The organism is Chryseobacterium sp. SNU WT5 (assembly GCF_007362475.1).
GTDB lineage: Bacteria > Bacteroidota > Bacteroidia > Flavobacteriales > Weeksellaceae > Kaistella.
Genome location: NZ_CP041687.1, coordinates 1,498,340 through 1,511,814 on the forward strand (window position 1 = coordinate 1,498,340; position 13,475 = coordinate 1,511,814).

Below are 13,475 nucleotides of genomic sequence, written 5' to 3' on the forward strand. Positions count from 1 at the left end.
TCTTATGAAAATCGCTACACTTTCGGTGCTTATCTGCAGTGCATTATTGGCAGTATCATGTACCACAACCAAAAATTATACGGTAAATTCCAAAAGCGGAACCATGACTCAAGGGACTGCTAATTTTGAACAAAAAGGCAAAATGGTTTCCTTGGATATGAACATTTACAAATTATCTCCAGGAATTCATGCAGTACATATTCACGAAAAAGGAGATTGCTCCGCTTCAGATGCAAGCTCTGCTGGCGGACACTGGAATCCTACCTCAGAAAATCACGGGAAATGGGGAAAGGATGAGTTTCATATGGGAGATATAGGAAACTTGAATGCTGATAAAGATGGCACGGCAAGATTGGTTTTCAAAACCGACAAATGGTGTCTGGGATGTTCTGATCCTTCAAAAAACATCATAGGTAAATCTTTAGTTATTCATGCTGATAAAGATGATTTTCATTCTCAACCAACTGGAAATGCAGGAGGAAGAGTAGGATGTGTAGAAATTAAATAAAACCACCTATCAATCTTAATAGAAAGGCCGTCGCAGAATATCTGCGACGGTCTTTATTTAAAAAGCATAGAAGGGTAATTACTTGGTTTTGGTTTTCTTTTTTGTAGGCTCACCTTCTAAACCATCTTTCACTTCATTCAATTTAAGAATTACAGTACTTCCTTCAGATAACTCTTTGTTTACGAGCATTTCAGCGAGTAAATCTTCAATGTATTTCTGAATCGCTCTTTTGAGCGGACGAGCACCAAAATCTTTATCCCAGCCTTTTTCAGCAATAAATTCTTTTGCTTCGTCAGTCAAATCAACTTTGTAGTTCAGTTTTTCTAAACGGCTGTATAATTTGCCTAATTCTAAATCGATAATTTTCGTAATATCTTCTTTTTCAAGATTATTAAAGATCACGATATCATCAATTCTATTCAGGAATTCAGGGGCAAAAGCTTTCTTTAAAGCATTTTCAATGGTACTTCTGGCTCTGGCATCCGTGTTGGTTTTCTTCGCTATTGTACCAAATCCTACTCCGTCGCCGAAATCTTTTAGATCTCTGGTTCCAATATTGGAAGTGAGTATAATGATGGTATTTCTAAAATCAATTTTTCTTCCTAAGGAATCGGTAACAAAACCTTCATCCAGTATTTGCAATAATATATTAAATACATCCGGATGTGCTTTTTCTATTTCATCTAAAAGTACTACTGCATAAGGTTTCCTACGAACAGCTTCTGTAAGCTGGCCTCCCTCTTCATATCCTACATATCCAGGAGGAGCTCCTACTAATCGAGATACTGCAAATTTCTCCATGTATTCACTCATATCGATTCTGATCAAAGCTTCGTCCGAATCAAATAATTCACGAGCCATCACTTTTGCAAGTTCCGTTTTACCAACACCGGTAGTTCCTAAGAAAATAAAGGTACCAATAGGTCGGTTGGGATCTTTTAATCCTGCTCTATTTCGTTGGATTGCTTTTACGACTTTCTTCACCGCTTCTGGCTGCCCAATTACTTTTCCGTTCAGCATCTCATCCATATGAGCCAGTTTATCCAGTTCATTTTTGCCGACTTTCGTCACTGGAATTCCGCTCATCATGGAAACAACTTCCGCCACACTTTCTTCCGAAACAGTTTCTTTTTTCTCTTTTACATCTTTGTCCCAAGCCTCTTGCGCTAAGTTCAGCTCGATCTGTAAACGCTCTTCTTCATCCTTCAATTTTCTTGCTTCCAGATAATCTTGCTTTTTAACCGCCTGCTGTTTCTGTTCCTTAATTATTTCGATCTTATTTTCGTGATCGATGATTTCCGTCGGAACTTTCATGTTTTTAATATAAACCCGAGACCCGGCTTCATCCATTGCATCAATTGCTTTATCTGGTAAGAAGCGGTCTGTAATATATCTCGCTGTTAAATTTACACAAGCGAGAATCGCTTCATCCGTGTAAGTAACATTGTGGTGATCTTCATATTTGTCTTTAATTTGATTCAAAATTTGGATCGTCTCTTCTACCGTAGTGGGTTCCACCATTACTTTTTGAAATCGGCGCTCAAGTGCGCCATCTTTCTCGATATACTGTCTGTACTCATCTAGGGTAGTCGCACCAATACATTGAATCTCTCCTCTTGCAAGCGCTGGCTTAAACATATTAGAAGCGTCGAGACTTCCTGTAGAACTTCCAGCACCTACTATGGTGTGTAATTCATCGATAAATAAAATGACATCTCTGTTTTTTTCCAGTTCTGTCATGATTGCTTTCATGCGTTCTTCGAACTGTCCACGGTATTTTGTTCCGGCAACCAGACTTGCAAGATCTAAAGTGATTACCCGCTTACCATAAAGTACGCGCGAAACTTTTTTCTGCTGAATTCTTAGAGCTAAACCTTCTGCAATAGCAGATTTACCTACACCCGGTTCACCAATTAGAAGTGGATTGTTTTTCTTTCTTCTTGATAAAATTTGCGAAACTCTTTCGATTTCTTTTTCACGACCAATCACCGGATCCAATTTCCCCTCTCTGGCCAAAGTCGTTAAATCCCGGCCGAAATTATCCAGCGTTGGCGTTTTACTTTTCCCGGTCCCAATGTTCCCAGTTGGTTTCCTCATTTGTCCAAATTCTTCCCGTTCTTCATCATCGTCGTAAGCGCTCATTTTAGGAGTTTGTCCTGAGTTCTTCAACATTGTTTGGTATTCTTTGGTTACTCTTTCGTAATCAATATCATATGAGCTTAAAATACTGGTCGTTGGATCTTCCGGCTTATAAAGAATGCCAAGGAGAAGGTGTACCGTATTAATCTCGGTACTCTGGTATTGTCTGCATTCTAGCTCTGATCTTTTTACTGCATGATCAGCCATCTTTGTAAAAGAAACTTTCTCACTTTCGATGGAAAAGGGATTTAAGCTGGCAACCGACATGGTTTCGATTTTTCTTTTTATTTGGGTTAAATCGGCCCCCAAATTATGCATGATCTCTTTAGCAGAGTTTTCTGTCTTGATCATTCCCAAAAGAAAATGCTCTGTATTTAGAAACTCGCTGTGTAAGCGTCGTGCTTCGTTTTTACTGTGTTTGAACACCTGATCCAAACCGTTTGAAAATTGATGATCCATATATTGTTTCTCGTCTGTTAATTAAAGATAGAAAATAATTCTATCATGTACTACCCAAGTTACAAATACTTTACCAAAAATATTTTAAGACTATATGGCAGAAATAATTATGGTATCTCACTGATAATGATAAGGTTTAATTTCTAAAGGTTTAGTATCATGAGTAATTCTCTGTTATCCAATATACAAACTACCATTCTTTAATGCCATTCAAGTTGAGCATTTGCTCAAAAAAGCGTAATTTTTCCCCATGAAAGTTATTGTAAGTGCGTTCAGTAATTTATATACCGATCAAAGAATAGAAAAAGTTTGTGAAACTCTTCATAATGCGGGTTATGAGATTAAACTTATTGGAAATGACTGGGGTGGTATGGAAGCAGTAAAAAGACCTTATCCTGTAAAACTGATTGCTATTTCTTCGAAATCTTTGAAAACTGCTTACGCTGAATTTAACTGGAAACTTTTTAAATTACTCAAACAAACTGCGGATAAGAACACGATTCTTTTAGCGAATGATCTGGATGCTCTTTATCCTAATTATATTTTAGCGAAAAAATTAGGGATCCCATTAGTTTTTGACAGTCATGAGATTTTCAGCGAAATGCCTGCAATTCAAGGTAAAATATCTCAAAAGATATGGAGGGTTTTGGAACGTAAACTGGTCCCCGAGATGAAATACATGATGACGGAAAGCTTTAGTTATGCTCGGTGGTTTTCTGAAAAATACTCTGTAGATCCTATTGTTATAAGGAATATTCCAAGAAGAATTACTGAGAGGATTGAAATGCTAAATAATAATCCTAAAATTTTATTATACCAGGGTGTAATTAACCAGTCAAGAGGAATTTCACAAGCTATTCTATCACTCAAATTTTTGACTGGAGTCATCTTTAAAATTGTGGGTGACGGTCCGAAGAGAGTTGAATATGAACAAATGGTAAGAGATCAAAATCTTGAGAATAAAGTACAGTTTTTAGGTAAACTCACCCCAACTGAACTTCGTAAAGTAACTATAACAGCTGATGTTGCATTAAGTATTGAAGAAAATGGCGGGGTAAGCTATTTGTATTCTTTACCGAATAAGGTTTCCGACTGCATCCAGGCAAGAGTTCCGTTGGTGATGATTAATTTTCCCGAGATGATGCGTGTTTACAATCAGTTCAAAGTGGGGGAAATTGTAGAGAATCACAACCCGGAAAATTTGGCAAATAAAATTAAAACTGTTCTTGAAAATGGAAGAACATTTTATCAATCTGAACTGGGAAAAGCAGCAGAAGAACTTTGTTGGGAAAATGAAGAGCCAAAGATTCTTCAACTGTTTAAAAAGGTAGAGAAGGAAAATTTCTAAACCTGAATTTCTTACCTTTGTGCAAATTCCAGTGAACGATGACTATCAAAGAAAAACAACAAGAAATTGTAGAAGAATTTGCCTTTCTAGAAGATTGGGAACAAAAATATGAGTACATAATCGATCTCGGAAAGGAATTGAAAGGTCTTCCTGAGGATAAAAAAAATGAGGGAAACTTAATAAAAGGTTGTCAGTCCAAAGTTTGGGTTGATGCCGAGTTCAAAGAGGGTAAATTATTTTTTGAAGCGGACTCTGATGGTATTTTACCAAAAGGAATTGTATCCTTATTAGTTTCCATATACAGCGGACATTCTACTCAGGAAATTTTAGATTCTGATTTTAAATTTATAGAAGAAATAGGGCTGCAGGAATTTCTTTCTCCCTCGCGGGCTAATGGATTAATGGCGATGACCAAACAGATTAAGTTTTACGCAGTAGCTTTTCAAATAAAAAATTGATCAGGATTTTAGCATACCGGTTTTCAGCTTTTGGTGATGTCGCGATGACAGCACCAGTATTTATTGAATTCCTTCAGCAAAACCCCAATGTAGAGATCATTATGGTCTCTAGAAATAATTTTAAAGATCTATTTGAGGGTATACCAAATCTTATTTTTAAAGGCATTAACGTTGATGATTACAGAGGAGTTTTTGGGTTAAGAAAACTGGGCAAATCGTTACTTAAGGAATTTAAACCAGATTATATTGCCGATCTCCACGATGTTATCCGGACTAAAGCACTCAACCTCTTTTTCACAAAGAACGATTTTAAGGTTTTTAAAATTAACAAAGGGAAAGAGGAAAAAGAACTCCTTACAGATATCTGGAATTTGAATAAAATTCCATTGAAACCTACCAGCGAAAGATATGCTGATGTTTTCCGGTCGATGGGTTTTAATCTTCAACTTTCGCATCAGTACAGGAGGGACCCTTCAATCATTAAGAATGGAATCGGTATTGCGCCCTTTGCTCAACATAAGGGTAAAATGCTTCCATTAGAAAAAACCTTTGAGGTGGTAAGAATATTGGCTGCTAAACATAAAGTCTACTTTTTCGGTGGTGGGAAAAATGAAGTCTCCGTTTTAAATGATTGGCAGCAGCAAATTTCTAATACAGAGAATTTAGCGGGAAAACTAAGTCTGAAAGAAGAGTTGCAGAAGATTTCTGAACTGGAAGTAATGATTTCTATGGATTCGGCAAATATGCATCTAGCTAGTTTAATGGGGACCCGATGTATATCGATCTGGGGTGCAACCCATCCATATGCGGGTTTTCTAGGTTATGGTCAAAGTCAAACAGACATAGTTCAAGTCAAAGATTTAACGTGCAGACCATGTTCTGTGTTCGGTGATCGGGAATGCTATCGCGGGGATTGGGCCTGTTTACATGAGATATCTATTCAAAAGATTATTGATCTTATCTAAAAAACAAAATCCTCTCAATTCTTGAAAGGATTTTTTGTTGATCTCAGTGTTTATTTAAAGAAATTTCTCGCCTTTCTTTATCGTTTTTAAATCTTGTATATAATCCTTTATCAGTTGGTCATTATCTCGTGGACATATTAAAAGTGCAGTATCAGTATCTACAATAATGTAATTTTCCAGCCCATCTATCACAGCAGCTTTGTTTTCATTTTTAAGTTTAATAACATTTCCTGTCGAGTTATAGGTCACAATGTGCTTTGACTTTACGGCATTATTAAAGGAGTCTTTTTCCGCATTTTCAAACACAGAAGTCCAGGTTCCTAAATCGCTCCATCCCAAATCAGATGGAATTACATAAACATTCTGTGCTTTTTCCAGAATTCCGTTATCAATAGAAATCTTGTTTACTTTTGGATAGATCACATTAATACATCCGATCTCATTTTCAGTGTTATAATCACAACTGTCAAAATTTTGAGTCATTTCCGGTAAATGCTCGGTGAAAGCTGATAGAATTGATTGTACATTCCAGATAAATATCCCTGCATTCCAAAGAAAGTCACCACTTTCCAAAAAAGTCTTTGCAATCTCCAGATCTGGCTTTTCAGTAAACGTTTTAACTTTGAAGTATTCAGAATTTTTCTTTTCTACAAACTGAATATAACCAAATCCAGTGTCTGGGCGGGTAGGTTCAATACCTAAAGTAATTAGATAATCGTTTTTTGCGGCTAGATTAAAGGCAAGTTGCACCTTCTCCAAAAAGGTGTTTTCCTTTAAAATTAGATGATCTGCAGGAAGAACAATGATATTGGCATCCGGATTAATATGGGCAATTTTCTTGGCCATAAAAATATTACAAGCTGCCGTGTTTTTCATCATCGGCTCACCGACAATATTTGCGCTTTGTAATTGTGGAAGTTGTTCTTCTGTAAGAGAAATATATTCTTTGTTCGTAATTACAAAGATATTTTCGGGCGCTACAATCTTGCTGATTCTATCGAAAGTTTGCTGAATCATCGTTCGGCCCGTTCCTAAAATATCCTGAAATTGTTTGGGGTATTTCTGGGTACTCATAGGCCAGAATCTACTGCCGATTCCTCCTGCCATGATAACGCAGTAATTGTTTGATTTGGACATACTTAACTTAATTTTTCTACTCTTGCTAATGGCTTAAAAATATATTTTTTTCCTGACTTGGTTTGCAGGCAAAGATAGTTTTTTTTCCTCTTCTCCTCCATGATATAAATTTGATTTTTATAGGTAAAATGGTCGCCGGCGTTTAGATCTTCAATGTATGAACTTTCATCTTCGCAATCTTCAATGTGGAAGTATCTTACTAAATCCGGACTCGACATAAAATTGGCTTTCGGGGATTTCGAGAACTTCAAAATGATTGCCTTTAAGTCATCATCATAAATCGCTAAACTTTCTAAAAGCATAATTCTGAAAGTATTTTTCCATTCTGCTCCATGAGCCGAGATCCGACGCCCATATTTTTCAAAAGCAATTAAATGCGCCAGTTCATGGGTAAGTACAAAGAAGAAAAGTTGCGGTTGCAAAGTGGAATTAATGGTGATCTGATGAGAGTGATCCGGCATTTTCCGATAATCCCCTAATTTTGAATTACGGTCTTTCGTTATTTTGATATGAATAGAATAATCAGCAAACCAATTCTTTAAATACGATAAAGTGTTTTCCGGTAAGTGTTTTTCTAAAAGAGAAATGGACATTTTGTAATAACTATTAAAGAAGAAAGTGTTTTATACTCCTTCTAATTTCTATAAAGATAAAGGAATTCCTGCATAGAAGTTCAATAGTTTCAAGCTGAAAAGGTAATTGTATTTCGCCTGTGCCACACTTCCCTGCGCGTTTGCATAGTTATTACGGGCGTTGTTTAAATCATAAATGGTGGTACGACCTGCGTTATAGCTTTTCTCCGCAAAATCCAAAGCGAGTTTTGAGCTTTTCTCAACTTCTGTAGAGGTAATGTAAGACTCGTAATTACTCGTTGCATCGAATTGCGCTTTTTGAACGGTTTGCAGTACATCTTGCTTTTGTAGTTGAAGAGAAGTTCTCGCAATTTCTTCGTTTATCTTAGACTGCTCTATGTTTAACTTCGTTATTCCTTTATTGAAGATAGGAATGTTTGCCGATAATCCAAGTTGCTGTCCGAAGTTGTCTTTGTATTGTTTAAAAAAGCTGCTTTCCTTGATTGGGTTGCCATTAATATCCCGACCAGCATTATTGGTTACCAGAGAATTAAAGTAAGAAGTTCCTACACCTGCATTTGCGGAGATTGTAGGCCAAAAACCTGTTTCGGTAATTTCTGTCTGAGCTTCCGCAGATTTTATTCTGCTTTCTGCCGCTTTGATTTGAGGTTGGTTTTCATAAGCTTTATCAATAATCTGAGCAGCTGAATAAAGCGGCGCATCTATTTTATTGTCGACATCTACATTTTGAATGTCAAAATTTTTATAATCTGGAAGCTGCAATAACATCGCTAATGAAAACAGACTTCTTTCCGTATTAATTTCTGCAGTTTTCACATTCAGTTTTTCTCTTGCCAATGCTGCTTCTGCTTCTGCTAAGATGGTTTGTGCTGTTGTACCAACTTCTGTGGTAATCTTTGCACGTTGATAGAGCTTTTCTGCATTTTGCAAAGCACTTTCTGATATTCTGGTGACTTCACGATTTAATAAAATGGATAAATATTGTTGGGCAATCTGTAATGAAATATCATTTTTTATTTTTTCAATATCATACTGAGTTGCTTCAACTTCAAATTGAGTTTTTCTGATATTTTTTTCTAATCTGCCATTGTTGAAAAGTAAAATATCTGCGCTTACATTAGCTCCGTTGCTGAAGTTATCATTCCGGTTGGTATTTCCGAAAATATCTCTTCCTTGACCGAAACTTGCATTATTATTAATGTTTGCTGATACAGAAGGTAGATACTGTCGCTTTGCAATCTGCAAAGAGTTATCCTGAAGCTTTTTGTTATAGGAATTCTGAATAACCTGAAGGTTGTTCTCAATGGCATAATTTACACATTCCTGTAGCGTCCATATCTTCTGAGAAAAGACAAAAGTTGATACTAAACTCAGAAAAAAAATAGCTGATTTCTTCATGGATGATTTTAAATAATAAGACGAAGTTTTTAATGATTTGTTACAGTTCACTTTATAAAAGGATTCGAAAAGTAGAAATTAGCCATTTAGTATACTTTTTTTTACGTAATTCTAATTTTTTTTAAATGCACCCGCTCTTATTACATATTTGGATAAACGCTATTTGGTACCATCAAAACTAAAGTAATATTTAAATAATTCTTACAAACCTTTTTTATAAGCATTATTCCCAATACTATACCCAAACTGATAAGCAATATAGATCACCAGTATGATTAGAATTATCGCTAGCAGAGTCAGTTTCTTGTCGGATTTTATAGATTTACTTTTAGAATTATAAAAAATATCAGTTCTTTCTCTTGAAGGAGTTCGGTTGTTTTTGTGCATCTTTATCTTAATTATGAGTAAATGGTGAAATCTTAAAAATTACTTTTGTTTTGTAATCAATCTATTATCCCAAACTTCCGCATCAGATAAATTGCATTCATACTTTTGGTAACACCATTTTGAAGTTGATAATCCGTTTCTAATTCGCCATTAATATTCTGAAGTTCAAAGCAATAGTTTTTGATTTTTAAAGGAAATTTTTCTTCTATTTTCGTCAGATCCAGATCGTGAGTTGCAATTAGACAGGAAAAATCGGTTGGGTTATTCATGAGTTTCTCCAGAAAGAGTTCAGAGCCTTTTAGCTTGTCCTGCGAGTTGGTTCCCTTTAAAATTTCATCTAAAATAATGAATTGAGGAATGCCTTTTTCCAGATTTTCGACCAGGCTTCTCAATCTCAGAATTTCTGCATTAAAATAGGAAGTCCCATCGTTTAAAGAATCGCTCGTTCGCATTGACGAAAATATTTTCATCGGTATAAATGAAAATTCCTTTGCCGCTACCGGACAGCCATTCATTGCCAGTACTAAATTGATTCCTATTGTTCTTAAAAATGTGCTTTTGCCGGTCATATTAGCACCCGTGATAATAGCGATCTCTGTATTTTTTGAAACCTCAAAATTATTGGATACTACTTTTTCTTTCGATAACAAAGGATGGGTGATCTGCAAGGCTTTTAATTTTTCACCTTTATCTATAACTTGCGGATAGATATAAGTGGGATTTTTAAAGGTAAAAATTCCGAAAGAGATCAACGCTTCAAATTCTGCAAACGCATCAAACCATTGTGGGAGATCCTGTCCTATTTTTTGTATTTGCTTTTCAATTTGTATCGCAAAATTAAGTTTCCATAAGAAGAAATTATTTAGGATCAATCCTATATTTCCGTTTCCGCTTTCGTAATTTCTTAATAACCGCCCCAACTTTTCTATTTCTTTTCTGGATGAATTGCGGTTTGTAGAAATAAATTTTTTCTGAAGATCTGTAAAGAGAGCTGATTGAAATTTTTCTTTTTCAAGGTGTGTAAATACAGATAAGAACTGATCGTATTGGCTGGAATCAAAGGATAAAGCATTAGAAATAGAATTGATCTTTTTTCGATAGAAGAAAAGAACGATTCTAGAGATCGTAAATATACCTCCGAAAAGTAGTGCTAAATAAAAATTGGGAATCTTAATAAAAATAAGTGAAATTAAAACGCCGATACTTAACAACGGAATTGCAAATACAGCGACTTTAGCCATAAGAGAATCCTTGAAAATATCCTCTTTTCTTTCCGGGTAATCAATCTTTTCATTGATGCTTAATGACTTACACAAGGAAAGAAAATGAATACACCAGTCGGTTTTTTGAGAGATTTCCTGTATTGCGGTTTGTCTCGCCGTAATTTGCTTTTCTTCTACCAATAAATTTAACAGAAAATCTTTAAGTTTATTTTTTCCTAAGACTGTTTCACAATAACTAACGATGCTGAACAGTGAATTTTTTCCTAAAATATCAAGATCTTTTGCAAACGGATGACCGGCAAGATCATCTTCTTCTTCTGAATCAAGACCGGTTTGAAACTCGGTTTTATTATTAATTTCGCTTCCAATGTGAAGGTAATTTTTGTAAAATAGCAATTCATCCCTCACTTTTTCCAGAAAAAGACCTAAAATAATAAACAGGAGAAGAAAGAAGATTCCTAAATACAAATGAGAAGGAAATCCATTTTCTGCCGCGAAATAATTAAATAAGAAGTAAACGATCAAAATAAAGATGGCTACACGCAGCCATCCAAGAAAGGTTTGTCTTTTTTTTAATCTTGAATAAATTTCTTTTTTCTCAGAAAGTAATAAAAGTAGTGAACTCATTCAATTCATACTTTTTTCAATTCTCCAATTCTGCTGACTATTGGCATGGAGAAAATCCCACTTTTTTGCAAATAATTTTCATAGAATACTTGAGCTTTTTTAGCCAAGTCAGGATTAGGATTATCTTTATATTTGGAATAGAAAAGATGGCCTAATAATTCAAAGTAGGGGATGTGGTGACTACTATCTTTTTCATTGATCAACTGAACAATTTCATCAGTTGTTTTAGAAGACAGTGTTTTAAAATCCATCTTAAACGTATCATTCATGTTCGTGTCAAAAATGCGTTGTTGTTCAGGCAGTTCGCCTTCGTATTTCTGTAATAAAAGTTTATCCAGAGATTCCGAAAATTGCTTTACTATTCTAATGATATAATCTTTATCGTGAATCATTTTTTTTAATTTATAAATTTAATATTTAAGCAAAGAAAATATAGGCAAGTATTACAGAAGTAATAATTCCAACCAGATCTGCCAAAAGCATTGCGGTTACGGTATATCTTGTATTTTTAATTCCAACAGCTCCAAAATAAACGGCGATTACGTAGAAGGTCGTATCCGAACTTCCCTGTAGTACGGCCGCCAGTCTTCCCTGGAAGCTATCTGCACCGAAAGTCTGCATCGTATCAACCATCATTCCCCTCGCTCCGGAACCAGAAAGTGGTTTAATTAAAGCGGTAGGTAATCCATCTACAAATCGGGTGTCAAATCCAACAATTGTTGCGACCCACTTCATCCCGTCTATTAAAACATCAAAAACCCCGGAAGTTCTTAATAAAGAAATCGCGATCAGCATTCCTACTAAGTAGGGAATAATTTTCACACAGGTCCAAAATCCTTCTTTCGCTCCATCAATAAACGCATCGAATACATTTATTTTTTTATAAATAGCACCCACGACAATTGCGAAAAAAATTAAAAGAATAATTCCATTACTCAGCAACATACTGAATTCATCCAGGCCTTCTTTACTTAGATGGACTAAATACACCACCAGTAAGGCAATAATCGCTGAGATCCCCCCAACATAAGCAATGACTACGGGTTGTAACAAATTAATTTTTTGAAAGAGAGAAACGAAAATCATGGCTGCCAAAGTTGCTGCAAACGTGGCGATCATGCAGGGTAGAAATATATCTGTAGGAGTTGTAGAACCCATGGAAGCACGAATGGCTATAATAGACACTGGTATTAAAGTCAGTCCCCCAGCATGTAAACACAGAAACATGATTTGTGAATTACTGGCTCGCTCTTTAGCTGGATTTAACGTTTGTAAACTTTCCATCGCTTTTAAACCAAAAGGAGTTGCGGCATTATCAAGTCCGAGGAGGTTCGCTGAGAAATTCAACAGCATATGTCCAAATGAGGGGTGGTTTTTAGGAATTTCTGGGAATATTTTTGAGAAAAAAGGCTGAATCATACGCGAAAGGAAATTAATTCCGCCCGCTTTTTCTGCGATGCTCATAAAACCCATAAAAAGAGTCATAATTCCAATCAAGCCTAGACAGATTTTTACTGCAGTTTCCGACGTTCCAATAACACCATCTGTTTCCTGAACGCGATATACAGCAACCTGAGATTGTGCAGAATCTTTTTTATAATGAATACGATTTTGTTCAAAAGTAGGTTTTCCAAGTAAAGCAGTTGTTATTTCTGGATTAAGTTCGCTGATATGTTGAGTTGCGATTTGCACCGTATCCCCACTTTTACCAACAACCATATCATTATAAATTGCTTTGTAATTATCAGACGCCAAATACTTTACACTTGCAACAATAATGGCAACAATAATAAAGGCACTCCAAATCCTGCTTAAAACCATGAATTAAAAATTTGAGTAAAAGTAACTAAAAAGTTTATTTTTAATAGAGTTCAAACTGGATTTAATTAAATTTTGAGAAGAACATGATTGAAATTTGGACAAATTAGAAGTTCCGATGTCTAAGATATTTTATTTTTTTACGTAAAAAAATCCTGTCTCATTATAAGACAGGATCAATCAATCGAAATTGATTTTTATTGAACGGCTAAAAACTCTACGCCTTCATTGCCTTCTTTTTTATTTTTCACAACAAAATGCCGGTGAAAATCCTCGTAATAATCATCGTACTCTTTGGCCTTTCTTTTTAAAAATGTTCTCACACCGAAAACACCCAATCCTATAATAAGTCCTAGACTTCCTGCTAATAAAATTCCTGTTTTTGTATTCATATCTGAAATTATAATAGTACATG

Annotated in this window: 12 protein-coding genes; 4 read left to right on the plus strand and 8 right to left on the minus strand. The window is 35.4% G+C overall.

Annotation, left to right across the window (positions count from 1 at the left end; all coding sequences use genetic code 11):
• The first annotated feature begins 4 nt into the window (after nt 1-4).
• Nucleotides 5-508, plus strand: a complete 504-nt coding sequence (locus tag FNJ88_RS07165) for a superoxide dismutase family protein (RefSeq protein WP_185145786.1) — start codon at nt 5-7, stop codon at nt 506-508.
• 78 nt (nt 509-586) lie between these two features.
• Here the strand turns inward: FNJ88_RS07165 and FNJ88_RS07170 are convergent, their stop codons facing one another.
• Nucleotides 587-3,106, minus strand: coding sequence for an ATP-dependent Clp protease ATP-binding subunit (locus FNJ88_RS07170; RefSeq protein WP_143852528.1), 2,520 nt, complete (start codon nt 3,104-3,106; stop codon nt 587-589).
• 250 nt (nt 3,107-3,356) lie between these two features.
• Between FNJ88_RS07170 and FNJ88_RS07175 the strand changes: the two genes are divergently transcribed.
• The 3 genes from FNJ88_RS07175 to FNJ88_RS07185 are packed head-to-tail and all read left to right on the plus strand — an operon-like array spanning nt 3,357 to nt 5,877.
• Complete coding sequence (locus tag FNJ88_RS07175; RefSeq protein ID WP_143852529.1) at nt 3,357-4,454, plus strand: glycosyltransferase; 1,098 nt, start codon at nt 3,357-3,359, stop codon at nt 4,452-4,454.
• A gap of 38 nt (nt 4,455-4,492) precedes the next feature.
• Nucleotides 4,493-4,912, plus strand: coding sequence for a SufE family protein (locus tag FNJ88_RS07180; RefSeq protein ID WP_143852530.1), 420 nt, complete (start codon nt 4,493-4,495; stop codon nt 4,910-4,912).
• Nucleotides 4,912-5,877 carry a glycosyltransferase family 9 protein gene (locus FNJ88_RS07185; protein WP_143853885.1) on the plus strand — a complete coding sequence of 322 codons (966 nt, stop codon included), beginning with the start codon at nt 4,912-4,914 and terminating at the stop codon, nt 5,875-5,877. The genes FNJ88_RS07180 and FNJ88_RS07185 overlap by 1 nt, the downstream gene beginning before the upstream one ends.
• Nucleotides 5,878-5,931: 54 nt before the next feature.
• Here the strand turns inward: FNJ88_RS07185 and FNJ88_RS07190 are convergent, their stop codons facing one another.
• The 7 genes from FNJ88_RS07190 to FNJ88_RS07220 all read right to left on the minus strand — a co-directional run bounded on the left by FNJ88_RS07190 (nt 5,932) and on the right by FNJ88_RS07220 (nt 13,452).
• Nucleotides 5,932-7,014, minus strand: coding sequence for a mannose-1-phosphate guanylyltransferase (locus FNJ88_RS07190; RefSeq protein WP_228414496.1), 1,083 nt, complete (start codon nt 7,012-7,014; stop codon nt 5,932-5,934).
• Nucleotides 7,015-7,016: 2 nt separating this feature from the next.
• Nucleotides 7,017-7,607: a SprT-like domain-containing protein gene (locus FNJ88_RS07195; RefSeq protein WP_143852531.1), complete on the minus strand. Its 591-nt coding sequence runs from the start codon at nt 7,605-7,607 to the stop codon at nt 7,017-7,019.
• 48 nt (nt 7,608-7,655) lie between these two features.
• Entirely contained in the window at nt 7,656-9,005 is a 1,350-nt protein-coding gene (locus FNJ88_RS07200; RefSeq protein ID WP_143852532.1) for a TolC family protein, read from the minus strand.
• 443 nt (nt 9,006-9,448) lie between these two features.
• The gene (locus FNJ88_RS07205) at nt 9,449-11,242 is read right to left on the minus strand and encodes a MutS-related protein (RefSeq protein WP_143852533.1); all 1,794 of its coding nucleotides are present in this window, start codon (nt 11,240-11,242) and stop codon (nt 9,449-9,451) included.
• 5 nt (nt 11,243-11,247) lie between these two features.
• On the minus strand, nt 11,248-11,634 hold the full coding sequence (locus tag FNJ88_RS07210) for a hypothetical protein (protein ID WP_143852534.1): 387 nt from the start codon (nt 11,632-11,634) through the stop codon (nt 11,248-11,250).
• A 25-nt stretch (nt 11,635-11,659) separates the two neighbouring features.
• A complete protein-coding gene (locus FNJ88_RS07215; RefSeq protein ID WP_143852535.1) occupies nt 11,660-13,063 on the minus strand; it encodes a nucleoside recognition domain-containing protein in 1,404 nt (467 codons plus the stop codon).
• Between the two features lie 194 nt (nt 13,064-13,257).
• Complete coding sequence (locus FNJ88_RS07220; RefSeq protein ID WP_143852536.1) at nt 13,258-13,452, minus strand: hypothetical protein; 195 nt, start codon at nt 13,450-13,452, stop codon at nt 13,258-13,260.
• Nucleotides 13,453-13,475: the final 23 nt, after the last annotated feature.